The sequence below is a fragment of the Mesorhizobium sp. L-8-3 genome (genome assembly GCF_016756615.1).
Taxonomy (GTDB): domain Bacteria; phylum Pseudomonadota; class Alphaproteobacteria; order Rhizobiales; family Rhizobiaceae.
This window is the reverse complement of the sequence record NZ_AP023262.1, coordinates 5470278-5494422: the sequence shown is the minus strand read 5'-3', so window position 1 is coordinate 5494422 and position 24145 is coordinate 5470278. Positions and strand designations below refer to the sequence as shown.

The window sequence follows — 24145 nt, the reverse complement described above, 5'->3', positions numbered from 1 at the left end:
AGGTCAGAGGCAGGTCATCCCGACCCGGCCCTGGGCGGACGTCTGGTAGCGGCAGTTGAGCGGCTTGTCCGGATCGGTTCTCTCGAAGGGGGGCTTGACGGTCTGAACCTTCCAGCTTCCCAATTGCGACGAAACAGTTGCACGGCTCGGGGGCTGTGGCGCGGGAGTTGTGGCGGGAGGCAATTCGGCGAGCGCCATGCTGCGTTGGTCCGGGGCGATCGTCTCCCGGCTGGCGCTGCGGCCGAACAGACTGGGCATCGCCGGCGTCGACATGACGACCGAGCCGTCCGACGTGCGGGTGCAGCCCGTGGGCGCAACCAAGCTGCCGCAGGCGGCCAGCGCCAGCAAGAAGTTCCAGGATCTGCTCATCACCGCGTGGCCCCGTAGTCACCCGCCCATCGTGGCGGCCGCACACGTCGCCATCGTTTCGCCGATAGCGATTAGGATGAATGAATGGCCATTCGATGGCAGGGAGGCGGCGAATCAGGCCTTGTAGACGACCTGTCTCACGTCGATGTACTCGGCGCGGAAGCCGGCTTCGCAGTAGTGGAGATAGAACTCCCACAGCTTCTTGAAGCGGTCGTCGAAGCCCAGCGGCACGATTTTCTCCCAGGACGACCAGAAGCGGCTGCGCCACTCGGCGAGCGTACGGGCGTAGTCCTGGGCGAAGACCCGCTCGCGCAGATGCGACAGGCCGTGATCGGCGCCGAGCGATCTGAGCAGGGCAGGCGTGGGCAGCATGCCGCCCGGGAAGACGTAGCGCTGGATGAAATCCGGCCGCTTCCGGTAGAGCTTGAAGGCTGCCTCGTTGATGGTGATGATCTGCATGCCCGCCGTGCCGCCGGCCTTCAGGCAGTCCCGGACCTTGCCGAAGAACACCGGCCAGTATTTCTCTCCGACGGCCTCGAACATCTCGATCGAGGCGATCCGGTCATATTTGCCGGTCTCGTCGCGGTAGTCCTGCAGTTTGATCTCGACCTTGTCGGAGAGCCCGGCCTCGGCGATGCGCTTGCGTGCGAAGTCGTGCTGTTCCTTCGAGATGGTCAGGCCCGTCACCTTGCACCCGATCTCGCGCGCCGCGAACTCGGCGAAGCCGCCCCAGCCGCAGCCGATCTCCAGGACGTGGTCGCCGTGGCTGATGCCGGTGTCCCGGGCGAGGGCCCGGTACTTGGCGGCCTGCGCGCTTTCCAGGTCGTTGGCTCCCGTGATGTAGAGCGCCGACGAATAGGTCATGCTCGGATCGAGCCACTGCCTGTAAAAGGCATTGCCGAGGTCGTAGTGGGCCGAGATGTTGCGCTTCGAGCCCGAGCGCGTGTTCTCGTTCAGCCAGTGGCGCAGCCTCTGAACGGCGGTGAGGAACCAGTTGGCGCCGCCGGCCACCTGCTCGCCGGCTTCGACATTGACGACGAAAAGCTCGAGGAACGTCGTCACGTCGGGGCTGTCCCAGTCGCCGTCCATATAGGATTCCGCGACGCCGATCGTCCCGCCGGCGAAGGCCTTGGTCGGCAGGTTCCAATTGTGCAGGATCACTTCCGCATCGGGGCCCGGAGCGTTGCCGCCGACCAGGAAGGCGCGGCCGTCGGGCGTCCTTATGCGCAGCGAGCCGCGGGCGAGCCCTTGCGCGGCTGAAAGAACCATGCGTGCCCTCGCGGGCAGGCCCTTCGCGGCCTGCGCGAAATTGCTTGCGTCGAGCCGCACTGCATCGGCCAGAACGAACGCCTTGTTCGGATTCTTCACCATGTCGTCATCCCGATAGGCGCCTCGGCGCCCTACGCCTCCTGGTCCGCCGATGCCGGCCGGGCTCCATGACCGCCGAACCGTCGCGACGGCCAAGGGCACCTGGATATGTGTCCCTCAGATCACGATTCCGGTGTTCCCCACGGATCCCCACAACCATATTTCCAGCCATGAGGGAGAACTTCAAGTGGGATGCACAGCCAGGCCGCACGGGAAGCGACCGGGCTTCGCCGGGCCGCTGGCGACTGCGGCGGGAAGGAAGGGAACCGGCTTGCTGGGCGCAGGACCGCACTGCGGGGAAACGGATGCTATCGGTCCCCGCCGGGCTGTCGTTCAAGCAAGATGTAGGAGGGGTGGGATACGATCGGCGCAAAACCCAGGCGAAGATAGAGCCGCAATGACGGGTCGTTTTCCGACGACACATAGAGCTGGATTGGAACACCCGAGTGCTGGGCCTCGTCGATGACGCTTTGCATCATTGCCGTCCCGATTCCGCGATTGCGCAGCGAGGGCACGATCGCGAGATCGACGACATGGATCATCGTGCCCGGCCGGTCGACCACGACCCGCCCGATCGGCCGGCCATCGAGTTCGACGATGTCGAACCGCGCCTTGGGAAACTGACTGCGGTAGCCGACAGTCTGGGCCCTGAACTGATGCTGCATGAGCTGTTCGAACAAGACGGCGTTGGACCGCACCGGGTCCCACTCTTTCGTTCGCGACTCGCAGAAGAGACGGTAGCGGAATGCTTCGTCTTCGTCCCGCTCGGGCCGCAGCCGAAGCAATCCTTCCGGCGACCGGACAAGGAAGGTGCCGCTCACGAGACGAATCCCTGGCGACAGGTGTTGCTACCGATGACTGAAAGCTGCCACCATTTGCAAGCCGGGAGGCCGCGCGTCATAGTGGCCGGCACTTTCCGCTGGAGCCTGGCCCCGTGACCGAGCAGCTTACGCCCGAGCATTTTTTTCCCCATGTGAGCAAGCCTTTTCGCGTGCATGGCTGGCCGCATCCTTTCATCCTGGAGCAGGTGGATGTGCGTCAACTGGAGGGTTGGGAGAAGGATCGAACGGCGCGCCAGCCGTTCAACCTGATCTTTCGCGGGCCGCCGGGCGAGGTGATGCGCGAGGGGCTGTACACGCTCCAGATCGAGGATAGATCGTCGTTCGATCTTTATCTGATGCCGGTCCATACGGTGCAGAGCGACCGGCAGAACTATCAGGCCGCTTTCAACTGAAGCCGACCGGCGCGCGAATGGTCGTCCGATCCTTGGATCGAGGCCGGCTACAGCGTGTCGCGCGAAAGGCTTCACGCGACACGCTGCAGCCACTTGATTTTGCGCATGTCTTTATCCCGAAACCGCGGCACACTTTCGGGAGACATGCTTTAGTTGCGCGACGGGAAGACGCCCTGGAGCGCAATGACGAAATTGATGGCCAGATAGGGCTGCATATTGCTGTGCGGCTGGCTCCCGCCCGAGTTGCCGATGGTCGCGGCAGCGAGATTCGCGACAGGCGCGCCCTCGCCATACATCTGCACAGGAAAACTCGCGCCCTGCGGCGGTTTGCCGGTGGACTGGCCAAGAACGGTTCCGGAAGCCGGGGTATTGGTGTTGGAAGTGGCTGCCGTAGCCGCGTCGACATTGATGAAATGGTTGTGGGTCGGCATTTCCCCCATCGTCAACGTGTGGCTCGGCTCTCCCGCGACGGTGCCCGGGTTGCCGCCGCTGGCATGGACCGCGACCCTGCCGCGCAGGTCAGGCAGGCCAAAGGTCGTCTGACCGTTGCCGCCGAAATTCGTGCCGAGCAGCGAGAAAAGCGCCTGGTTCTGGTTGATGGGCAACAGCTGCCCGTTGCAGAAGGCCCATCCCTTCGGAGGGAAGTTCCACGGTATCATCTTTATTTCGCCCAGATACGGCGTGCCCATCGTTCATGACTCCCTGGAATAGACCGGCAGCAGAGTTCCCGCCCGCGATCAGGGGCGGGGCGGGAAGACCCCCTGCAATGCGATGCAGTAGTTCAACGTGAGGTAAGGCATCATGTTGTTGTGCGGCATCGTCGATCCCGCGGTGCTGACCGCGGAAGCCGGGTTGAGCGTCGTCGTCGCCTGATTGGCGCTGTAGAGCTGGACCTGCGTGATACCGCTCTGAAAATTGCCCTTCTGCCCCTTGGCAAGCTGGGCCCCGTCTGAGGCGGTGACGGTGGCGACCGTGCTCGTGCAGTTCAGGCTGTGGTTGTGGGAGGGCATTTCCTGGGTAAGCAGCGTCACGTTCGGCTCGCCGCCGACCTGGCCGAGGTCGTAATTCGAGAGCCCGGGCCCCTGGCCCTGGCCGATGGCGACGGAGCCTGCGAGATTCGGTAGTCCGAACGTGGACTTGCCGTCGCCGCCATAGTTCGTGCCGAGCAGGGAGAACAGCGCCGTGTTCTGCGATATCGGCATCAATTGCCCGTTGCAGAGCGCCCAGCCGGTCGGGGCGAAATTGTAGGGGAAGATACGGATTTCCGCGACGAAGGGAGATGACATGTCGGGCCTCAGCTCTGGCTCGGAAAAATACCGAAAAGCGAGATAATGTAGTTGAGCGTCAGATAGGGCTGCATGTTGTCATGCGGCTGGTTGCCTCCGACCTGGCTGACGGATGCGGCGCTGATCTGCACCTGATTCGTGCCGTCGAAGGGTTGATAGGCAAACACGGACGCGATGTTGGCCGGGCCCTCGTCGGCAACGATCGTCGAGGACGACGGCGTGCCGGTGGTCCCGGGCTGGCCGGTCGAGCCGACGCGGTGATTGTGGATCGGCAATTGGGTGGTGGTCAGTGTGACACTCTCGGTCCCGCTTCTCTCGCCGATTACATAGGTGTTGCCGGCAAGCGTGCCCTGATGCAGGGGGACGCGTCCCTGCAGATCGGGCAATGCGAAGGTTTGCTGCCCGTCGCCGCCATATGTGGTCCCGATCAGCGTGAACAGCGCGTCGTTCTCCGCAATGGGCATGAGCTGACCCTGACAGAGTGCCCATCCGGCGGGTGCGAAATTGCCGGCAAAGAGACGAATTTCTCCGATATAAGGATCGCTCATCGCACTTCCCTCGGGTCGAACATATGCTTCGGATTTGCTGAAGCCTGGCTGGATGAGATCACCTTACGTCACTCGCTTTTCCCGTTCAATCTAGGGACCGGAGAATAAGGTAAATTTATTCGTGCGAATTGATGAGGGCGGCGTCCGATCGGATGTTGAGGGCTGTATATTTCGTCGGCCAAGGAGCTTTCGACCATCGCCCCGACGACATGGCCCTCCGCCTGACGCGACCGCCGCCAATCGCGTCGATCCCGATATTTGTGGATCGACCTTCGCTGCCCGCATGAAGACAAGCATTCGTCGCCCGCTGCTCCTGCTTGGTGCGCGATATATTTTCCGAACACTTCGGCGGCGATTGAGGGAAAACGTCAGGGATACCTCCGCCTAACGTATGAGTGTCGCCGGAGGTCAAGTATACATCTTTTACTTGTGCCGCTCTGCCAAGAGCGATAATTTGACGCCGATCAGGAGCGCGGGGCTCTCATCCGCAGGTTGAGTCGGCACTGCAGGGCAGCAGTGGCCGGGGCCGTGCCTGAAATGCCTTTTCGCAAGAGGAGTGGCGCCATGGCGGTCACCGGCCAGCTTTGGTATCTGACGCAGGGTGGGAATACGGATGCCCGTCTCGTCTACGTCAATGACGACGGGACGAACCAGACCGTTCACGTCGACAACAGTCCGACCACGGATCTCGTCACGGGGTTCCCTCAGGAGGTCGTCGTCGACTGGGCGGCAGGCATCTACTACGTGCTGGTCAATGGCGGCCCGTCGGGCGACGGCGCCATGCTGCTCATGGGGCAGGTCGGCAGTCCGGCGGCTCCGACCGTGGTCCATACTTTCGCGGCGGACGACATCGTCAACGCGATCCATATCGATCCGATCAACGAACGCCTGTATGTCGGCTACACCGACCTCGATCTCGACCCGAACCAGCAGGGCATCCTCCAGTTCAGCTACAATCCGCTGACAGGCGCGGTCACGGACAACGGCTTCATCGCGACCCAGACGACGGCCAATGTCCAGTCCAGTGTCCCTGGCGGGCTCGACCTGTTCGACGTTCGCGATTTCGACATCGACTACTCGACCAACACGCTCTACTTCGCGCAACTGACCCTCGGCGACGGCTTCGAGTCCAATCTCATCTGGAAGATCGATCTCGACAATCCGACCGCACCCGCGGTGCCGCTGCTCCAGCAGTCGCAGTTTCCGCTTGATGGCGACGGCGTTGATTTCACGACGCTGAACGGCTTCATCTACGATGTCGAGGTCGATTCGAGCCGCGGCCTGGTCTATTTCACCACACAGGAAGAAGAGCCCGGCGGCGGCAGTCCCGGCGAGAGCGCGATCTGGGTGATCAACGGCTCCGCAACGGGGAGCACGCCGGCGACGAAGGTCACGCTCAGCGGGCTGAGCGCCCCGCTCAATTTCTATCCCGGCGACTTCGTGATCGATGAAGCGAGACACATCCTCTATGTCGAGTCCGAGGAAACCGACGATGGCATCGGCGCCGACGATGACGTCATTTATGCATTCCAGCTCAGCGCCGATGGCCTCTCGGCGACGCTGATCGATACCATCACGGTCGGCCTTAACGGCACCGCGGCAAATATCGGCGGCATGACCTTCAATGTGCTCGCCGAGATCGACGGCGTCAACGGAACGTCGAATCCGGCGGTCGAGCAGGTCACCGATCTCACGCTGCTCACCGCCGACCCCACGATCTCCGATCTCGAGGGCGATCATCTCGCGAGCGCGACGGTCGCCATAGGCGGCAGCTTTGCTGGCAGCGGCGATCAGCTTTCGGTCGCGGGCCAGACCAGCGGCCTCGTCGCCGGCACCAACATCACGATATCGATCACCACGGACGGCAGCGGCAACCAGACGCTCAGGCTGAGCGGCTACGACACGCTCGCCAACTACCAGCAGGTGCTCGGAGACGTCCGTTTCGTGGCGGGCGGAGACAACCCCACCAACTATGGCGGCAACACCACCCGCACGATCAGCTGGCAGGTCAATGACGGCGCCGCCGGCGACCCGAGCGGTACGCCGAACGGCTCGGACACCAATCTCAGGACCACGACCATCACAGTCGTCGGGGTCAATGATGCGCCCGACATCACTGTGGGTGGCGGCAATAGCGCCAGCCTGGCGCGAAGCGAGACCAATGCCGGCCTGTCGGGCAGCGGCACTCTGACCGTGGCCGACCCGGATTCGACATCGGTCACCGTGAGTGCAAGCATTGTCGGCGTTACCGGAGACCAAGGCGGCCTGAGCCTCGCGACGCTCGAAGGCTTCTTCACGGCGGGGCCGTCGCCAATCATCAACATCCCCTCGACCAGCGCAACGCAGACCTTGACCTGGACCTTCAACTCGGGCGGGCAGGCGTTCGATTACCTGGCGGCCGGCGAAACGTTGACGCTTCAGTATCAGATCGCCGTCACCGACAATGCCGGGACTCCGCTGGCTGACAGCCAGGTCGTGACCGTCACGATCACAGGCACCAACGACCTCCCTGTCGTCACGACGTCGGGCGGGACGGCGGCTTTCACCGAGGGCCAGAATGTGGCCTCCACGCCTGTCGTCGTCGACGCGGGCCTGACGCTGAGCGACGTCGACGACGCCGCATTGAGCAGCGCAACGGTGTCGATATCGGGTGGCTTCGTATCAGGGCAGGATGTGCTCGCCTTCGTCGCGAACCCCGGGACGATGGGCGACATCGTGCTCGTAAGCTACGATGACGCAACCGGCGTGCTGACGTTGGACTCGCCCGGTGGCAACGCCACCGTGGCGCAGTGGCAAGCGGCGCTCCGCGCCGTCACCTACGTCAACAGCTCAGACACTCCGAACACGGGCGACCGCACGATCAGCTTCGTCGTCAACGACGGCACGTCCGACAGCCTTGCCGGCACCAGGACGGTAAGCGTCACGGCGGTGAACGACGCGCCTGTCGCGACATTGCCGCCGACCATCGTGGCCAGCGAGGACATCGCCACCGCCCTGACGGGGATCAGCTTCTCCGACGCCGATGCAGGCAGCGGCAGCGTGACGGTGACGTTGTCGGTTCCTTCCGGCACGCTGGCGGCATCGAGCGGCGGCGGCGTGACGGTGGGCGGTACCGCGAGCGCATTGACGCTGACCGGCTCGATCGCCAACATCAACACCTTCATCGCCGGCTCGAATGTGACTTTCACCACGGCCGCAAATGCGACCGGCGACGTGATGCTGACGGTTGGGATCAACGACGGCGGCAACAGCGGCGGCCCTGCCGAGACTGACAGTGGCACGGTGACGATTGATGTCACGGCGGTCAACGACGCGCCTGTGATCACCGCGCCGGCTTCGATCGCGGTCACCGAGGATGTGGCGGCGGCGTTGACCGGCATCTCCTTCGCCGACATCGATGCCGGCGCAGGCTCCGTATCGGTCGAGTTCTCGGTGCCGTCGGGAACGCTTGCTGCCACGGCGGGCGGCGGCGTCCTGGTGGCCGGCTCGGGCAGCGGCACGCTGACCCTGACCGGCTCGATTGCCGACATCAACGCCTTCGTCGCCGCTTCGGGCGTCTCCTTCACGCCATCGCTCGACGCCACGGCCGACGTGACCCTGACGGTCGGGATCAATGACGGCGGCAACACCGGCGTCGGCGGCGCCCTGACCGACACCACCACGGTAACGCTCGACCTCACCGCCGTGAACGACGCGCCGGTCAACGGCGTGCCGGCCGCTCAGACGACGGACGAGGACACCGCGCTTGTGTTCTCGGCGGGCAATTCGAACCGCATCTCGATTTCGGACGTCGATGCCGGCGGCGGCACGGTGCGGGTCACGCTGACGGCATCGAACGGGCTATTGAGCCTCGGCGACGACACGGGGCTTGTCTTCAGTGTCGGCGACGGCATCGGCGACGGCACCATGACCTTCGATGGCACGATCGCGGCCATCAACGCCGCGCTGGACGGCCTCGTCTTCAGCCCGACGCCGGGTTATTCCGGGCCGGCCTCGCTGCAGATCGTCACCGACGATCTCGGCCTTTCCGGCAGCGGCGGCAACCAGACGGATACTGACACCGTCACCATCACTGTGGCTGCTCAGAACGACGCGCCGGTGCTGACGCTGCCGGCAAACGCGACCTTCCTGGAGAACACGGTCAATGCCACGCCGCAGCTGCTGGTGCCGTCAGGCGTCGCCGTCAGCGATGCGGAGGGTTTTGACGCGGGCGGCAGGCTGGCAATATCGGGCATGCTGGCCGAGGACGTCCTTTCGATCCGCAACCAGGGCAGCGGTGCCGGCCAGATCGGTTACAATGCGGCGACCGGCGCGGTGAGTTACGGCGGGGTGCGTTTCGGCACGGCGGCTATGGCTTCCGGCAGCTTCGTCATCGGCTTCGACACGGCCGTTTCGCAGGCCGCGCTGGAGGCGCTGATCGCCAACCTCACCTATGCCAACGGTTCCGACACGCCGACGGCGAGCCGGGTGTTGAGCCTGGTGCTGAATGACGGCATCGAGGACAGCGCGCCGGCGACGATCACCGTCGGGGTGACCGCCCAGAACGACGCGCCTTCCGACCTGACCGGCGGTCCGCTGTCGGTCGCGGAACTGGCGGCCAACGGCACGGTGGTCGGTACGATCGGTGTCGTGGATGCCGACGGGCCGTCGCCCAACGCCTTCACCCTGCTCGACAATGCGGGCGGCCGTTTCTCGATCAATTCGACGACGGGGCAGGTGACCGTCGCCAATGGCCTTTTGCTCGACTACGAGCAGGCGCGGAGCCATCAGGTCACGGTCCAGGTCCGCGACGGCCTCGGCGGGCTGCGCCAGGAGACGTTCACCATCAACCTTACCGACGTGAATCCCGAGACGGCGCTGGGCAGTCCGGGAGCGGACAGGCTCACGGGCGGCAGCGGCAACGACAAGCTGGTCGGCTACGGCGGCAACGACACGCTGATCGGCGGGGCGGGCAACGACACGCTGTTCGGCGGCGTCGGCGCCGACACCATGACCGGGGGCACCGGCGACGACCTCTATTATGTCGACCATACCGGCGACCGGGTGATCGAGCTTGCCGGCCAGGGCTTCGACCGCATCATCGCAACCGGCGTCAGCTATGCGCTGCCGGCCAATGTCGAGTCGCTGGCGCTCGTCGGCTCCGGACTGACCGGGCGCGGCAGTGCCGGCAACGACGTTTTCTACGCCAACGGCGCGGCCAACACGCTGATCGGGCTCGGCGGCAACGACAGCTATGTGGTCAACGCCGCCAGCACGCGCATCGTGGAGACGGCGGGGGGCGGCACCGACATGGTGCGGGCCAACGGCGTTTCCTATTCGCTGGCCAACGCGGCCAATGTCGAGCGGCTGGAACTCGTCGGCACCGGCCTGACCGGGACCGGCACGGCCGGTGCCGACATGCTGGTCAGCAAGGGCAGCGGCAACGTCCTGCGCGGGCTCGGCGGCAACGACACCTATGCGGTCAATGCGGGCGACACGGTGGTGGAGGCCGCCGGCGGCGGCATCGATCTGGTCTACGCCTCGGTCGGCCACACGCTCGCCGCCAATGTCGAGCGGCTGGTGCTGACGGGAGCGGGCAATCTCAACGGCGCCGGCAACGGGCTCAACAATTTGCTCACCGGCAACAGCGGCGCCAACCGGCTCTATGGCTTCGCCGGCAACGACGTGCTGGCCGGCGGGCTCGGCGCCGATACGCTGTTCGGCGGAGCGGGTAACGACGTGTTCGACTTCAACGCCATCGCCGACAGCCGGGTCGGGGCGGGCAATCGCGACGTGATCGGCGACTTCACCAGGGGGCAGGACAGGGTCGACCTGTCGACGATCGACGCCAACAGCCTGTTTTCCGGCAACCAGGCCTTCGCCTTCCTCGGCACGGCGGCCTTCACCGGGGCGGGCCAGTTGCGCTACGTGCAGGAGGGCAGCGGCGCCACCGCCAAGACCATCCTGTGGGGCAATGTCGATGCCGGCCTGAGTGCCGACTTCCACGTCGAGTTCAAGGGCCACATTGCCCTCACCGCAGGGGATTTCGTGCTGTAGGCCAGCAGCGGACCGGCTCCCGCAGGGGGCCGCTGGGACGAAACCCCAAGCGGCTCCTACAGCGTGTCGTGTGAAAGAGAATTCACGCGACACGCTGTAGGTTCTTGATTTGGCGCATGTCTTTCCCCAAACCGGTGTCCACTTTCGGGAGACATGCTTTGGCACGGCGAGACGGGTCGGGCGGCTGTCAGGCCATGCGCAGCTCGAGCCGGAACAATGCGTCATATGAAACGGTCGCGCCGAGGAGCGGTGCCGCACGACGGCACCGCCATCAACGTCACACGTCGGTCACAAGCCAAGCGCTAGAAGCACGGACGGGGATCGACCGGATGGTGACGCCGCAGCCCGCCGTCAACCGTGGTCGCGCAAGAGGGAGTCTGTTCCAGGGACGACACTGTCGTTCTCGCCGGTACCATCCGCACGGACCGCGTTTCGAAGGGAGGGGCCGACACGCTGACGGTCGAGATCGCCGGCGCGCTTTCGGTTTCTGCAAACGCCCAGGCCGTACGCTTCAATGCGCCGACCAGCGGAGCCACCATCGTCAATGACGGCATAATCGAGGCTGTGGGAGCGCAGGCCGAGCCGCGGGCGATCCGCTTCGAGAGCACGGTCGGCGCGATGCTCAACGCCACGATCATCAACAACGCCACCGGAACTATCCGCTCTGCCAATGACGCGATCCAGATACAGTCGGGTGCCGTGACCGGCGGTACGGTGCACATCATCAATTCCGGCGAGATCACTTCCATCGACGGCCAGGCGGTCGATTTCGCGGGCGCGACCGGGACGTTCGTCACCGAACTCGATAATTCCGGTACCATCAGCTCCGTCAACAACGACGCGGTCCGTATCGGCGCGATCGGTCACATCGTCAATTCCGGCACCATAAATGCTGGCACGGCTGCCGCATATGGCGGCAGTCTCGACGGTATCCAGTTCGAGGACGACGCGACTGGGACTGTGGAGAACAAGGGCACCGGCGCGATTTCGGGCGACCGTCACGGCATCAATGTCGGCGAATCCACTGATATCACCGTCATCAACGGCCCCGGCGCCAGCATCACCGGAAGGAACGGATCAGGCGTCGGTTCGGACGGTACCGCGACCGTCATCAACTACGGCGTCATCACCGGCGCCTTCAGCGACAGCATCGGCTCCGACATCAACGGCCCCGGAAGGGGCGGCGTTCCCGATGGCGTCAACGACGGCGACGGCGACGGGGTCGACATCGACTTCGAGGCGACCATCGTCAATTACGGTATCATTCAGGGCACCGGCGCGGGCGGCCATGGCTCGGACGGGCTGGCCAACACCAGCGAAGGCATCGCGGCCGGCGGCGGCACCATCACCAATCACGCAAAGGCTACGATCAGCGGTGTCGGGATCGGTATCCTCGTCGACGACAGCTCGCAGGGCAACGCGCCGTTCGTGACGACCATTGTCAACGACGGCACCATCTCCGGTGCCGGCAGCTTCGGTATCCGCATCGTCAGCGATCTCGACGACACGATCGACAATGGCGGCACGATCTCGGGGGGCGGCGGAACGGCAATCCAGTTCGGCAGCGGCAACAACACCCTGAAGCTCAGGCAAGGGTCGGTCATCACCGGTCTGACCGACGGCGGGGCCGGCAACGATACCCTCGACTATTCGGCTTTTGGCCGCAGTGTGAAGGTGAACCTCGCAGCCGGTACCGCGACCGGCACGGGAGGCGTCGCCGGCTTCGACACCGTGATCGGCTCGGCGAAGGCCGACGTGCTGATCGGCAGCAGCGGTGCCGAGAGCCTTTTCGGTGGCGCCCGCAACGACTGGCTCTCCGGCGGGGCCGGCGCGGACACGATTTCCGGTGGCGCGGGCAACGATGTCTACTACTACGATCTCGGCGATACCCTCATCGAAGCAGCCGGCGAGGGAAACGACACCGTGATAGCCGGCGCGAGCCTCACCCTCGCCGACAATTTCGAGAACCTCCTGCTCACCCGATCCGGTAACTTCAATGGCAGCGGCAATGCGGCCAACAACACCATTGTCGGAAATTGCGGCGCGAACGTTCTTCTCGGCCTGGGCGGAAACGACGTTCTGTTCGGCGGGGCCGGCAACGACCTGCTGCGGGGCGGGGCAGGCCGCGACCTGTTGAATGGAGGGGCGGGCGCAGACCGTTTCGACTTCGACTTGGTGGCGGACAGCGCGGTCGGAGCGGGCCGCGATGCCATCTACGGTTTCAGCAGATGGCAGGGCGATCGGATCGACCTCCTGGACATCGATGCCAATGTCAATCTCGCCGGCGATCAGGCCTTTGCCTTCATCGGCAGGCACGGCTTTACGGGCGCCGCCGGCCAACTGCGCTTTGCCGGGGGAGTCGTTTCCGGTGACGTCGACGGAGATCGCGTGGCCGATTTCCAGATCCAGGTTCACTCGGTTTCGACCCTGACGGCCACCGACTTTCTCCTGTAGCCTCCGGGCGCCCGAAGCCGCTCGCAGCCGACTGGCGGCGCGCAGTTGCGTCGGCGCGCGGCGGCGCGTATTCCTGCACAATTGAGGGGCCATCTGGCCGCTCCATCGTGCAGGAAAACGCGGGCTTCATGAGTTTCGACTGGTCCCACCTTCGTTTCTTCCTGGCGGTCGCCCGAACGGGGCGGCTGACCGCGGCTGCCGCCCAACTCGCGACCGACCACGCGACGGTCAGCCGCCGCATCGCCGCGCTAGAGCAGGCGCTGTCGGCCAGGCTTTTCGAGCGCTCGCCGAGGGGCTCCGTGCTGACGCCGGCAGGCGAAAGCCTGCTCGCCCATGTCGAGCAGATGGAGAATGTCGCTGCCAGGATCCAGAACGACATCGCCGGCTCCGACCTGGCGCTGAGCGGCGCGGTCCGCATCGGTGCACCTGATGGTTTCGGCTCGTTTTTCCTCGCGCCGAGGATCGGCGAGCTTTGCCGGCGTTATCCGGAACTCGACGTGCAGCTCATCGCCATGCCGCGGATCTTCAGCCTCTCGAAGCGTGAGGCCGACATCGCCATCGGCCTGACCCGGCCGACGGAGGGCCGGCTGGTGGCGCGCAAGCTCACCGATTATCACCTGCATCTTTATGCATCGCGCGCCTATCTGGCCGAGCACAGTCCGATCGAAACGCCGGACGATCTCGCCGACCATCTGATGATCGGCTACATACCCGATCTCATCTTCACGCCCGAGCTCGACTATCTGCCGCAGGTTCCGGCCGACCTGAAGGTGCGGCTGACCAGCTCGAACCTGATCGCCCAGATGCGGGCGGCGCTCGCGGGAACCGGCGTCTGCGTCATTCCCGATTTCATGGCCGCCACCGAGCCGGAACTGGCGCCGGTGCTCGCCGACCGCATCACGATCACCCGGACTTTCTGGCTGATCATGCATGCCGATCTCAAGGACACGGCGCGCATCCGCGCCGCCGCGACCTTCATCGGCGAGCAGGTCGAGCGCAATCGCGCATTGTTCATGCCGGCGTGAAGGCGACTACCGAGAACGACATCGGAGCGCGCGACCGCGCTGGCGATTGAGGCCATCACGATAAGCCAGCTTGCCGCATTGCATGAGTCTGCCGACCTGATATGCGTCCCGGCATCGGCTTCACATCGGGGTATCCCATGATCCGCCATATCGTGCTGTTCAGCGCCAAGGACGAATGCGACGCCGCGAGCATCAGGGACGGGCTCGCAATCCTGACCACCATCCCGCATGCGCTTCGGCTGGAAGTGTCATTCAACCGCAAGAGCGATCCCATCAGCAAGGAGATCGACGTCGTGGTCTATGGCGAGTTCGAAAGCCCCGAGGCGCTGGCCGCCTACAAGGCTCACGAGGTCTACGCCGAATCCATCAGGCGTGTGCGTCCCTTGCGCGAAATGCGGTTCGCTGCCGACTATGACGTGGCCGAGGCCGTGGCGTCCGCGCCCATCGCCGCCTGAACGCTCAATCCTCGCCCAATGCGCGCGGGCGTGACCACGACATTGTCGATCAGCCGCGTCTGGCCGAGCCAGGCCGCCACGATCAGCCGCGCGGGCCGGTCGAGGCGTCGCATGGGCTTCAGATCCTCTTCCCCGCGCAGTTCGAGATATTCGACCTTCTCGTAACCGGCTGTCATGATCGCGTCCTGCGCCTCGGACAGCACACTGTCGACGGGCGCGCCGGCGGCCATGCGCTCGGCCGCCTCGAACAGGATCGCCGCCAGCCGCGGCGCCACCCGCCGCTCTGCCGGCGAGAGCCGGACATTGCGCGAAGAGAGAGCGAGCCCGTCGGCTTCGCGAACGGTCGGACAGCCGATGATCGAGATGGGGATATCCAGGTCGCGCGCCATACGGCGGACAACGTGAAGCTGCTGAAAATCCTTCTCTCCGAACAGTGCGATGTCGGCGCCGCTCTGCAGAAAGAGCTTGGCCACCACGGTCGCCACGCCGTCGAAATGGCCGGGCCGGAACGCACCGCACAGCCCTTGGCTGACGCCGGTCACCGAAACGGTCGTGGCGAACCCCTCAGGATACATCTCGCTGCCGTCGGGAGCATAGAGCAGGTGAGCGCCGACCGCCGCGAGCTTGGCCGCATCTTCATTTTCCGTGCGCGGATAGGCGGCGAGGTCGGCGGCGCTGTTGAACTGCTTCGGGTTCACGAACAGCGTGACCACCACCCGCTCGGCGCGGGCGAGAGCAGCGCGGACCAGGCTCAGATGCCCTTCATGCAAGGCCCCCATGGTGGGCACCACCGCGACACGGGCGCCGCCGCGTCGCCATTCGGCGACCCTTTCACGCAGTTCGGCGACGGTCCTGACGATGGCTACGCTCATGCGCTTTCTCCCTGCTTGCGGCTCTCAGGCGTATCGCCGAAGACGTGCTCGGCCGCCGGAAAGCGGCGCTGGCGCACATCGTCGGCATAGGTGGCGATCGCGGTCTCGGCTTGCCGGCCGAGTTCGGCATAGCGCCTGACGAATTTCGGACGGAAAGCGGTGAACATGCCAAGCATGTCATCGATGACGAGGATCTGGCCATCGCAGGCCGGAGAGGCGCCGATCCCTATGGTGGGAATAGCAATTCTCGCGGTGAGCGCGCGGGCGAGAGCCTCGGGCACCTTCTCCAGAACGACCGAGAATGCGCCCGCATCGGCGACGGCCATGGCATCGCGCGTGATCCGGTCGGCGTCGCCGCCACGCCCCTGCACCTTGTAGCCGCCGAAAGCATTGACCGCCTGCGGCGTCAGTCCGATATGGGCCATGACCGGGATGCCCCGCCGCGTGAGGAACCGAATCGTCCCGGCCATGGTCTCGCCGCCTTCGATCTTGACCGCGGCGCAGTCGGTCTCGGCCATCAATCGTGCTGCGTTGCGAAAGGCCTGTTCAGGACTCTCCTCATAGGCGCCGAAAGGCATGTCGACGACCATCAATGCCTGATCGACGCCGCGGCGCACAGCCTTGCCGTGCAGGATCATCATGTCGAGCGTGACGCCGAGCGTGGAGGGCAGACCGTGCAACACCATGCCGACACTGTCGCCGACGAGCACGATGTCGCAATGAGGGTCCACAAGACGCGCCATCGGCGTCGTATAGGCGGTCAGGCAGACCAGCGGCTGTTTGCCTTTGCGGGCCAAGACTTCGGGTGGGGTGACAGCTCTCGCTTCATTGCTCGCGCTCATGGCGCCTCCTTCCCATGCGTCATCCCCCGCGGGGCGTTTGGCACAATTTTGTGCAGTTGCGAAGAGCAAATTGTTCGGGGTGGCCCCGAGGCGTTGACGATAGCCCGGCGGAAGTCCACGGTTCGGCGCAACCACTGATGAGACTTCGCAACGCAATGCAGCACGACACCTCCAGCCCGACCGAGCGGAACCGCGGTTCCGACCAGTCTCACGACGTGAAGGTGGACCTGATCGCCGTGCTTGTCGCCGTCACCGACGGCGAGCCGTGCGCCCTCACCATCGACAAGGCGCATGCCTTGCCGTCCGGTCCCTTTGAACTCGGCCATCGCTCCCTGCAATCGGGCTTGCGGGCGTGGGTCGAGCGCCAGACGGGCCATCCGCTGGGCTACATCGAGCAGCTCTATACATTCGCCGACCGTGACCGAGCCGGCGATGCGCAGCGCGTGATCTCGATCAGCTATCTCGGTCTGACGCGTGAGGAAGGCACCGAGGGCTCGGCGCGGCGGAGGTGGCGGAGCTGGTACGAATATTTTCCATGGGAAGATCACCGCGGTGGCGTGCCGGCGGTGCTCGCCGACATTCTGGCGCCCCGATTGCGCGCCTGGGCCGAGCAGGGCGGCGATGCCGAGATGCGCCACGACCGCTGGCAGCGGGCTGCGATCGCCTTCGGCTTCGACGAGCGCGGCTGGAACGAGGAACTGACGCTGCAACGTTACGAACTGCTCTATGAGGCCGGCCTGGTGGAGGAGGGCACGCGCGGCCGAGAGACCGAAGAAAACCTGCCCGGCCGGGCAATGGTCGCCGACCATCGCCGCATCCTTGCGACCGGGATCGCGCGTCTGCGCACCAAGATCAAATACCGTCCGGTGGTGTTCGAGCTGATGCCCCCCGTCTTCACGCTGCTTCAGTTGCAGCGCGCCGTCGAAGCGCTGGCCGGACGGCTGGTGCACAAGCAGAACTTCCGCCGCCTGATCGAACAGCAGGAACTCGTCGAGGAGACCGGCGAGACCGCGACCGACACCGGCGGACGACCCGCGAAACTGTTCCGTTTTCGCCATGCTGTGCTGGCTGAACGCTCCATGGCCGGGACCAAGCTGCCCCAGTCGCGCCCCTGACAAAGTGACGTTCCTGACAAATGCTTCTTGACAAGCCTTATGCTCATAGTAAGCATATGCCCCTATTATACTCGTGCCGAGCATAATAGGGAGTTGCCATGTCCGTCTCACATTCCAGCGCCGCCGCGCTGTATGAACGCGTGCGCCGTGTCATTCCGCCGGTCGAATGGCCGGTCTTCGAGGACGACATCGAGGCCATCCTTGCGCTGAAGCGTGAGCGCAACGCCGTGATCCTGGCGCACAATTACCAGACGCCGGAGATTTTCCACTGTGTGGCCGACATCGTCGGCGACAGCCTCGCGCTGGCCCGCAAGGCCATGACGGTCGACGCCGATGTCATCGTCCTGGCGGGGGTGCACTTCATGGCCGAGACCGCAAAGCTGCTCAACCCGGACAAGATCGTGCTGATCCCGGATCTGGGAGCGGGCTGTTCGCTCGCCGATTCGATCACGGCCGAGGACGTGCGCCTCATGCGCAACCGCTATCCGGGCTTGCCTGTGATCACCTATGTCAACACCTCGGCCGCGGTAAAAGCCGAGTCGGACATCTGCTGCACGTCGGGCAATGCGCTGGCGGTGGTGGAATCACTCGGCGTGCCGCGTGTCATCATGATCCCCGACGAGTATCTGGCCAGGAACGTTGCTGCCCAGACCGCGGTCGAGATTGTCGCCTGGAAAGGTCACTGCGAGGTGCATGAGCGCTTCACCCCGGCCGATATCAGGGAGTTGCGCGAAGCGCATCCCGGCGTCGTCGTCCTGGCCCATCCGGAATGCCCGCCCGAAGTGGTCGCCGAGGCCGACTTCGCGGGCTCCACAGCCGCCATGTCCGACTATGTCGGGCGGCACCGGCCGGGCCGCGTGGTGCTGATGACGGAATGCTCGATGAGCGACAACGTCGCTGTTGCCCACCCTGATGTCGACTTCGTCCGGCCGTGCAATCTCTGCCCCCACATGAAGCGCATCACGCTCTCCAACATCCGTTCGGCGCTGGAGCACAATCGGCATGTCGTGACCATCGATCCCGATGTCGCCGCCCGCGCGCGCCTCGCCGTCGAACGGATGCTGGCGGTATGAGCGCCGTCCGGCACGATTTCGACGGGCGCCCGATCATCGTCGGCGGCGGTATCGCCGGGCTGATGACGGCGCTGCATCTTGCTCCGGAGCCGGTCGTGCTCCTGTCGAGGTTGCCGCTCGGCGACGGAACTTCCAGTACGCTGGCGCAGGGCGGCCTTGCCGCCAGCCTCGGCGAGGACGACGATCCCGCGCAGCATCTGGCCGACACGCTGGCCGCAGGCGACGGGCTCTGCGACGTGGAAGCCGCCCGCGGGATCGTCGATGAAGCCCCGGCCGCGATCGCGTCGCTGACACGCTTCGGCGTGCGTTTCGACCGCGCCGGGGAAGGAGCGCTGCAACTGGGGCTCGAGGCAGCGCATGGCCGCCGCCGGATCGTCCATGCTGGAGGCGACGGGACCGGCCGCGAAGTGATGCGCGCTCTCTGCGCCGCCGTGCGCCAAACGCCGTCGATCACGGTGCTGGAGGCTGTCGAGGCGCGCCGTCTGATCGTCGACGAAGGTACCGTCGCGGGCCTGCTCGTCGCCCGTCGAGATGGCCTCTCGGCGTTCGCGACCCGTCGCGTCGTGCTGGCGACGGGTGGTACCGGCGGCCTTTTTCTCGACACCACCAATCCGCTCGGCAACTGGGGGCAGGGCCTCGCTCTGGCGGCGCGCGCCGGCGCCGAGTTCGTCGACCTCGAATTCATCCAGTTCCATCCCACGGCCCTGGCGGGAGCGGCGCGCCCAATGCGGCTGGTCAGCGAAGCGGTGCGCGGTGAGGGCGCCGTGCTGATCGACGAACTGGGCCGGCGTTTTCTCGAACATCTGCCCGGGGCCGAGCTGGCGCCCCGCGACCGCGTGGCGCGCAGCGTCTGGGGGCATCTCGCTGCAGGGCACAGCGTCTTCCTCGATGCTCGTCGGCTATCGGGCGGCGAGTTTGCCCTCCGCTTCCCCGCCATCGATGCATTCTGCAAGGACGCCGGGCTCGATCCGGCTCGTCAGCCCGTTCCAGTCCGCCCGGCCGTTCACTATCACATGGGGGGCGTCGCCACCGACCTCTCGGGCCGAAGCTCGGTCCCTGGCTTGTGGGCCTGCGGCGAGGTCGCCTGCACCGGCCTTCACGGGGCCAACCGGCTTGCCAGCAACTCGCTGTCCGAGGCGGCAGTCATGGCGCGGCGCGTTGCGGAAGACGTGGCGGGGACAGCCGATCGCGTCGGCCGCCCAGCCGCTGTCCCCGCGGTCTCGCCGTCACCCGATCCGGGGGCGGTGCGGCCCATCCTGTCCAGTGCGCTCGGGGTGATGCGTGACGGCCGCGGGCTGGAAAATGCAGTGGCCGCCTTGTTTCGGCTCGTCCAGGCCGGAGGCACGGCGGGCGATCCGGCGGCGGTCGGGCTGATGATCGCCGTCGCCGCGCTGAGGCGCGAGGAAAGCCGTGGCGCGCATTGGCGTGACGACTTCCCGCAGACCGACGAGGTGCCGCGCCGAACCCGTCTCGACTTCGACACGGCCGTCAAGGCGGCACGCGCGCTGTCGCACGACAAAACGGCAATACTTGCAAGGAGCGCATGAAGCATGACGCCGCTTCCCGAAATCATTCTCGAACCGCTGGTGCGCGCGGCGTTGCTGGAGGACCTCGGCCGTATGGGAGACATAACAAGTGCGGCGATCGTGCCCGAAGGCCTGAACGCGACCATGGCGATCGTCGCGCGGCAACCCGGTGTCGTCGCTGGGCTGGACCTGGCGATACTCGCCTTCCGTCTTGTCGACCCCGGGATATCACTGCGGATAATGCGGCCGGACGGCGCCGCCGTCGCGCAGGGCGAGACGATCGCGACAGCGGCTGGCCCGGCGCTCGGGCTGCTGGCCGCCGAGCGTACGGCACTGAACTTCCTGTGCCGTCTCAGCGGCATCGCCTCCGCGACAGCCTCGGTCGTTGCGGCCGTCCGGGCATACAAGGCGAAGATCGTCTGCACGCGCAAGACCACGCCGGGCCTCAGGGCCGTAGAGAAATATGCCGTGCGTGCCGGCGGCGGCTCCAATCATCGCTTCGGGCTGGACGACGCGGTTCTGATCAAGGATAACCACATCGCGGTTGCCGGTGGCGTCCGGACCGCGATCGAAAGGGCGAAGGCATCGGTCGGCCATTTGGTCAAGATCGAGGTCGAAGTCGACACGCTCGCGCAGCTCGATCAAGCGATGGCCGTCGGTGTCGATGCGGTTCTGCTCGACAACATGACGCCGGAAGAATTGCGCCAGGCGGTCGAAATGGTCGACGGCCGCGCGATCACGGAAGCCTCGGGTCGTGTCACGCCGGCCACGGCCCCTGACGTCGCCGCATCGGGCGTCGACCTCATCTCGATCGGCTGGCTGACGCACAGCGCGCCGATCCTCGACATCGGGCTGGACTATCGCTCGACCGGCGAAACGGCAGCCTGACGGGGATTAGCTTGCCTGCCGCTTCGCGAAAAAGGCGGCGATGGCGTCCTTCATCTCGGGCGTGCGGCCCGCAAGTCCTTGCAGGTCGCGCTCGAGGTCGAGCTGCTCGTCCATGGCAAAATCGGTCGCCGACGTGACCAGCCGCTTGGTCGCGGCGATCGCCGACGGCGTGCGGGCAGCGAGCGCGTCGGCGATCCGTGCTGCCTCGGCGACGAGCTCGGCATCGTCGAAGACACGCCAGACCAAGCCCCAGGAGAGGGCTTCCTCGGCGCTGATGCGATCGCCGAGCAGCATGGCCGGCATGGCACGGATGCGGCCGGCGGCGCGCGGCAGGAACAGCGTATTGCCGGCGTCGGGAACAAGCGCGATGCCGACAAAGGGCTCGTAGAAATAGGCCGAACGCGCGGCGATCACGATATCGCCAGCGAGCGCGACGCCCACCGCCGCTCCCGCGCACGGACCGTTCACCTGCGACACGATCGGCAGGCGTGAACGACGCATGTGCCGCACAAGGGGATTGAAATGCTGCTCGAGCACCTGATCCAGTTCGGGCACTTCGCCCGGCTTCACCGTCGAGAGGTCGTAGCCGGCGCCGAAGGCCCGGCCGGCGCCCGTGAAGATCACCGCGCGGATCGTCGTATCGTCCTCGGCGCGGCGGAATGCGTCCAGAAGTTCGTCCGCGGTCTGGTTGCGATAGGCATTGAGCCGGGCAGGGCGCTCGATGGTGATATGGGCGATGCCGCCCTCGTGCCGGAACGAGATGTCGTTGTAGCTGCTCATGATTCTTCCTCCGGCCTTTCTGAGCGTTGCCGATAGTGCCATGCTTTCCATCACGCCGTCACCTGCCGATGGTGGACTGACCGAGACGCCAGGCGATCTGCGGTACCCTGTCGGCGCCGAAGAACGGCTCTCCATCGATGATCACGAAGGGCGAGCCGCAAACGCCATCGGCGATGGCCAGATCGACGGCAGCCGCCAGCTTCGCGCGGCCGACAGGCCCGCTTACTGCATCGCGCGCTCCGGCTTCGTCCAGGCCAGATCGGATCGCGAGACGAGTAATCGCAGCCTCGCTCGTGATGTCCTCGCCTTGGGTGAAGAACGCCCGGAAAACGCTACGGCCAAATTCCTTAGCCGCCGAAGGATCGGTGTCGGCAAGGCACCAATAGACGCGTGCAGGTAGATGCGATGAGACCGGCAAGCGATCGGGATGGCGATAGGGGAGGCCGTGGAAAGCGGCGGACCGTTTCATATCGGTGACGAAATAGTCACGCTTGACCCGCACGTCCATGGGCGGAGCGATGCCATGGGCCTTCATGACCGCCCACAGGATGATGGGCCGCCATTCGAACTCCCGGCCGTGTTCTCCGGCGAGCTTCTCCAGGCTCGGGAGCGCGAAGTAGGCGTAGGGCGAGGCGAAATCGAAATAGATGCGGATCGGCTCCATCGTCAGAACCTGAACACGCCGTAACCCTGTTCGCCGAGCGGCGCGTTGAGCGATGCCGAGATGGCGACGCCGAGCGCGTTGCGTGTACCGACCGGGTCGATGATGCCGTCGTCCCAGAGTTCCGAGGTCGAGTAGTAGGCCGACAACTGTTCCTGATAGGCCTTCCGGGTTTCTTCCCAGAGCCGGTCGACCTCGACCTGGTCGACCGCTCCGCCGTTGCGCTTCATCTGGTTGACCTTGACCTCGGCCAGCGTATTGGCGGCCTGGTCGCCGCCCATGACCCCGATCTGGTGGTTGGGCCAGGTGAACAGCAGGCGGCCGTCGAAGGCGCGCCCGCACATGCCGTAATTGCCGGCGCCGAAGGAGCCGTTGCACATCACGGTGAATTTCGGAACGCGGCTGCAGCTTTGCGCCATGATCATCTTGGCGCCGTCCTTGGTGATGCCGCGCCGCTCATATTCGCGGCCGATCATGTAGCCGGTGATGTTTTGCAGGAACACAAGCGGCGTGGAGTTCTGGTTGCACAGCTCGATGAAATGGGCGCCCTTGAGCGAGGAGTCGTTGAACAGCACGCCGTTGTTGGCGAGTATGCCCACCTTGAAGCCCCAGATATTGGCGAAGCCGCAGACCAGCGTGGTGCCGTAGTTGGGCTGATATTCGTGGAATCGGCTGCCGTCGACGATGCGCGCTATGATCTCGCGCATGTCGAACTGCTTCTTGATGTCGTCAGGCAGGATCCCGTAGATCTCCTCGGGATCATAGGCGGGTTCCTCCGGCGTTTCGCGCTGGCACTCCCATTTCCGCGGCTTTTCCCACTGCGCGACAATCTCGCGGCCGATATGGATCGCCTCTTCCTCGCTGCCGGCCGGATAGTCGCAGGTGCCTGAGACGCTGGTGTGCATGTCGGCGCCGCCGAGTTCCTCCACCGTCACATCCTCGCCGGTTGCAGCCCGCACCAGCGGCGGCCCGCCGAGGAAGACCGCGCCGGTGCCGCGCACGATGACATTGTAGTCGGAAAGCCCGGGAATATAGGCGCCGCCGGCCGTGCAGTGGCCGAACACCAGCGCCAGTTGCTTCACCCCCATCTTCGACAGGATCGACTGGTTCCGGAAGATCCGTCCGGCCATGTGCTTGTCCGGAAAGACCTCGGACTGGAGCTGAAGAAAGCCGCCCGCGGAATCGCACAGATGCACGACGGGAAGCCGGTTCTCCATGGCGATGTCGAGGGCGCGTACGATCTTCTTTGCCGTCAGCGGATACCAGGCGCCACCCTTGACGGTCGGGTCGTCCGCGCGGATCACGACTTCGCGTCCCGATACGACGCCGATGCCGACGATCGAACTGGCCGACGGCGACTCGCCCCCATAGGCCATGTTGGCGGCGAGCGAGGAGAGTTCCAGGAAAGGCGTGCCCGGGTCGAGCAGCTTTTCGATGCGCTCGCGCGGGCGCAGCTTGCCCTGCTTGCTCAACCGCTCGAGGTCGCGTTGCGGCCGGGCGTGGCGTGCCGCTTGCTGCTTCTCGCGGAAGGCCGCGACCAGTTTGCGGTTGTGAGCCTCGTTGCGGCGGAAGTCGGCACTCGACGTACTTATCAGAGAAGAAATTCTGCGCAT

At 65.3% G+C, this 24145-nt stretch carries 20 protein-coding genes; 10 read left to right on the top strand and 10 right to left on the bottom strand.

Annotated elements, in window-relative coordinates; genetic code table 11:
* Positions 1-196 precede the first annotated feature (196 nt).
* Entirely contained in the window at positions 197-496 is a 300-nt protein-coding gene (locus tag JN302_RS25485) for a hypothetical protein (protein WP_202306737.1), read from the top strand.
* Here JN302_RS25485 and JN302_RS25480 read toward each other — a convergent pair.
* Positions 484-1740, bottom strand: coding sequence for an SAM-dependent methyltransferase (locus JN302_RS25480; protein WP_202329575.1), 1257 nt, complete (start codon positions 1738-1740; stop codon positions 484-486). The genes JN302_RS25485 and JN302_RS25480 overlap by 13 nt on opposite strands.
* A gap of 305 nt (positions 1741-2045) precedes the next feature.
* Positions 2046-2558, bottom strand: coding sequence for a GNAT family N-acetyltransferase (locus JN302_RS25475; RefSeq protein WP_202306733.1), 513 nt, complete (start codon positions 2556-2558; stop codon positions 2046-2048).
* Positions 2559-2671: 113 nt separating this feature from the next.
* Between JN302_RS25475 and JN302_RS25470 the strand changes: the two genes are divergently transcribed.
* Positions 2672-2971 carry a DUF6916 family protein gene (locus tag JN302_RS25470; RefSeq protein WP_202329574.1) on the top strand — a complete coding sequence of 100 codons (300 nt, stop codon included), beginning with the start codon at positions 2672-2674 and terminating at the stop codon, positions 2969-2971.
* A 149-nt stretch (positions 2972-3120) separates the two neighbouring features.
* Here JN302_RS25470 and JN302_RS25465 read toward each other — a convergent pair whose 3' ends face one another.
* From JN302_RS25465 to JN302_RS25455, 3 genes are read right to left on the bottom strand one after another with little or no spacing between them, the layout of a single operon-like run.
* A complete protein-coding gene (locus tag JN302_RS25465; RefSeq protein WP_202306729.1) occupies positions 3121-3660 on the bottom strand; it encodes a phage tail protein in 540 nt (179 codons plus the stop codon).
* 48 nt (positions 3661-3708) lie between these two features.
* Positions 3709-4257 (bottom strand): phage tail protein, encoded by a 549-nt coding sequence (locus JN302_RS25460; protein ID WP_202306727.1) that lies wholly within the window; start codon positions 4255-4257, stop codon positions 3709-3711.
* Positions 4258-4265: 8 nt separating this feature from the next.
* Entirely contained in the window at positions 4266-4805 is a 540-nt protein-coding gene (locus JN302_RS25455) for a phage tail protein (RefSeq protein ID WP_202306725.1), read from the bottom strand.
* Between the two features lie 564 nt (positions 4806-5369).
* On the opposite strand from JN302_RS25455, the gene JN302_RS25450 reads away from it, so the two are divergent.
* From JN302_RS25450 to JN302_RS25435, 4 genes are all read left to right on the top strand, one after another.
* On the top strand, positions 5370-10841 hold the full coding sequence (locus JN302_RS25450; RefSeq protein WP_202329573.1) for a beta strand repeat-containing protein: 5472 nt from the start codon (positions 5370-5372) through the stop codon (positions 10839-10841).
* Positions 10842-11198: 357 nt separating this feature from the next.
* On the top strand, positions 11199-13295 hold the full coding sequence (locus tag JN302_RS25445) for a beta strand repeat-containing protein (protein ID WP_202329572.1): 2097 nt from the start codon (positions 11199-11201) through the stop codon (positions 13293-13295).
* A 128-nt stretch (positions 13296-13423) separates the two neighbouring features.
* On the top strand, positions 13424-14320 hold the full coding sequence (locus tag JN302_RS25440) for a LysR family transcriptional regulator (protein WP_202329571.1): 897 nt from the start codon (positions 13424-13426) through the stop codon (positions 14318-14320).
* 137 nt (positions 14321-14457) lie between these two features.
* On the top strand, positions 14458-14775 hold the full coding sequence (locus JN302_RS25435; RefSeq protein ID WP_202329570.1) for a Dabb family protein: 318 nt from the start codon (positions 14458-14460) through the stop codon (positions 14773-14775).
* Here the strand turns inward: JN302_RS25435 and panC are convergent.
* Both panC and panB read right to left on the bottom strand, forming a co-directional pair.
* The gene (gene panC, locus JN302_RS25430) at positions 14730-15647 is read right to left on the bottom strand and encodes a pantoate--beta-alanine ligase (RefSeq protein WP_202329569.1); all 918 of its coding nucleotides are present in this window, start codon (positions 15645-15647) and stop codon (positions 14730-14732) included. The two genes, JN302_RS25435 and panC, sit on opposite strands and share 46 nt — an antisense overlap.
* On the bottom strand, positions 15644-16489 hold the full coding sequence (panB, locus tag JN302_RS25425) for a 3-methyl-2-oxobutanoate hydroxymethyltransferase (RefSeq protein WP_202329568.1): 846 nt from the start codon (positions 16487-16489) through the stop codon (positions 15644-15646). Before panB ends, panC begins: the two co-directional genes overlap by 4 nt.
* 155 nt (positions 16490-16644) lie before the next feature.
* On the opposite strand from panB, the gene JN302_RS25420 reads away from it, so the two are divergent.
* The 4 genes from JN302_RS25420 (at position 16645) to nadC (ending at position 21091) form a co-directional block, all read left to right on the top strand.
* A complete protein-coding gene (locus tag JN302_RS25420; RefSeq protein WP_202315050.1) occupies positions 16645-17604 on the top strand; it encodes an NUDIX hydrolase in 960 nt (319 codons plus the stop codon).
* A gap of 98 nt (positions 17605-17702) precedes the next feature.
* On the top strand, positions 17703-18677 hold the full coding sequence (nadA, locus tag JN302_RS25415) for a quinolinate synthase NadA (RefSeq protein WP_202329567.1): 975 nt from the start codon (positions 17703-17705) through the stop codon (positions 18675-18677).
* Positions 18674-20224 carry an L-aspartate oxidase gene (locus JN302_RS25410; RefSeq protein WP_202329566.1) on the top strand — a complete coding sequence of 517 codons (1551 nt, stop codon included), beginning with the start codon at positions 18674-18676 and terminating at the stop codon, positions 20222-20224. The genes nadA and JN302_RS25410 overlap by 4 nt, the downstream gene beginning before the upstream one ends.
* A gap of 3 nt (positions 20225-20227) precedes the next feature.
* A complete protein-coding gene (nadC, locus tag JN302_RS25405; protein WP_202329565.1) occupies positions 20228-21091 on the top strand; it encodes a carboxylating nicotinate-nucleotide diphosphorylase in 864 nt (287 codons plus the stop codon).
* Positions 21092-21097: 6 nt separating this feature from the next.
* On the opposite strand, the gene JN302_RS25400 is transcribed toward nadC, so the two are convergent.
* The 3 genes from JN302_RS25400 to JN302_RS25390 are packed head-to-tail and all read right to left on the bottom strand — an operon-like array spanning position 21098 to position 24145.
* Positions 21098-21871 (bottom strand): enoyl-CoA hydratase-related protein, encoded by a 774-nt coding sequence (locus JN302_RS25400; protein ID WP_202329564.1) that lies wholly within the window; start codon positions 21869-21871, stop codon positions 21098-21100.
* A 58-nt stretch (positions 21872-21929) separates the two neighbouring features.
* Positions 21930-22535, bottom strand: a complete 606-nt coding sequence (locus tag JN302_RS25395) for a 2-hydroxychromene-2-carboxylate isomerase (protein WP_202329563.1) — start codon at positions 22533-22535, stop codon at positions 21930-21932.
* 2 nt (positions 22536-22537) lie between these two features.
* The gene (locus JN302_RS25390) at positions 22538-24145 is read right to left on the bottom strand and encodes an acyl-CoA carboxylase subunit beta (protein ID WP_202329562.1); all 1608 of its coding nucleotides are present in this window, start codon (positions 24143-24145) and stop codon (positions 22538-22540) included.

What these genes read in the sequence shown, in the direction of transcription:
- JN302_RS25485 (WP_202306737.1), top strand. Translation starts at nt 197, where the DNA reads ATGCTGCGTTGGTCCGGGGCGATCGTCTCCCGGCTGGCGCTGCGGCCG.
- JN302_RS25480 (WP_202329575.1), bottom strand. Translation starts at nt 1,740, where the DNA reads ATGGTGAAGAATCCGAACAAGGCGTTCGTTCTGGCCGATGCAGTGCGG.
- JN302_RS25465 (WP_202306729.1), bottom strand. Translation starts at nt 3,660, where the DNA reads ATGGGCACGCCGTATCTGGGCGAAATAAAGATGATACCGTGGAACTTC.
- JN302_RS25460 (WP_202306727.1), bottom strand. Translation starts at nt 4,257, where the DNA reads ATGTCATCTCCCTTCGTCGCGGAAATCCGTATCTTCCCCTACAATTTC.
- JN302_RS25455 (WP_202306725.1), bottom strand. Translation starts at nt 4,805, where the DNA reads ATGAGCGATCCTTATATCGGAGAAATTCGTCTCTTTGCCGGCAATTTC.
- JN302_RS25450 (WP_202329573.1), top strand. Translation starts at nt 5,370, where the DNA reads ATGGCGGTCACCGGCCAGCTTTGGTATCTGACGCAGGGTGGGAATACG.
- JN302_RS25440 (WP_202329571.1), top strand. Translation starts at nt 13,424, where the DNA reads ATGAGTTTCGACTGGTCCCACCTTCGTTTCTTCCTGGCGGTCGCCCGA.
- JN302_RS25435 (WP_202329570.1), top strand. Translation starts at nt 14,458, where the DNA reads ATGATCCGCCATATCGTGCTGTTCAGCGCCAAGGACGAATGCGACGCC.
- panC (WP_202329569.1), bottom strand. Translation starts at nt 15,647, where the DNA reads ATGAGCGTAGCCATCGTCAGGACCGTCGCCGAACTGCGTGAAAGGGTC.
- panB (WP_202329568.1), bottom strand. Translation starts at nt 16,489, where the DNA reads ATGAGCGCGAGCAATGAAGCGAGAGCTGTCACCCCACCCGAAGTCTTG.
- JN302_RS25420 (WP_202315050.1), top strand. Translation starts at nt 16,645, where the DNA reads ATGCAGCACGACACCTCCAGCCCGACCGAGCGGAACCGCGGTTCCGAC.
- nadA (WP_202329567.1), top strand. Translation starts at nt 17,703, where the DNA reads ATGTCCGTCTCACATTCCAGCGCCGCCGCGCTGTATGAACGCGTGCGC.
- JN302_RS25410 (WP_202329566.1), top strand. Translation starts at nt 18,674, where the DNA reads ATGAGCGCCGTCCGGCACGATTTCGACGGGCGCCCGATCATCGTCGGC.
- nadC (WP_202329565.1), top strand. Translation starts at nt 20,228, where the DNA reads ATGACGCCGCTTCCCGAAATCATTCTCGAACCGCTGGTGCGCGCGGCG.
- JN302_RS25400 (WP_202329564.1), bottom strand. Translation starts at nt 21,871, where the DNA reads ATGAGCAGCTACAACGACATCTCGTTCCGGCACGAGGGCGGCATCGCC.
- JN302_RS25395 (WP_202329563.1), bottom strand. Translation starts at nt 22,535, where the DNA reads ATGGAGCCGATCCGCATCTATTTCGATTTCGCCTCGCCCTACGCCTAC.
- JN302_RS25390 (WP_202329562.1), bottom strand. Translation starts at nt 24,145, where the DNA reads ATGCGCAGAATTTCTTCTCTGATAAGTACGTCGAGTGCCGACTTCCGC.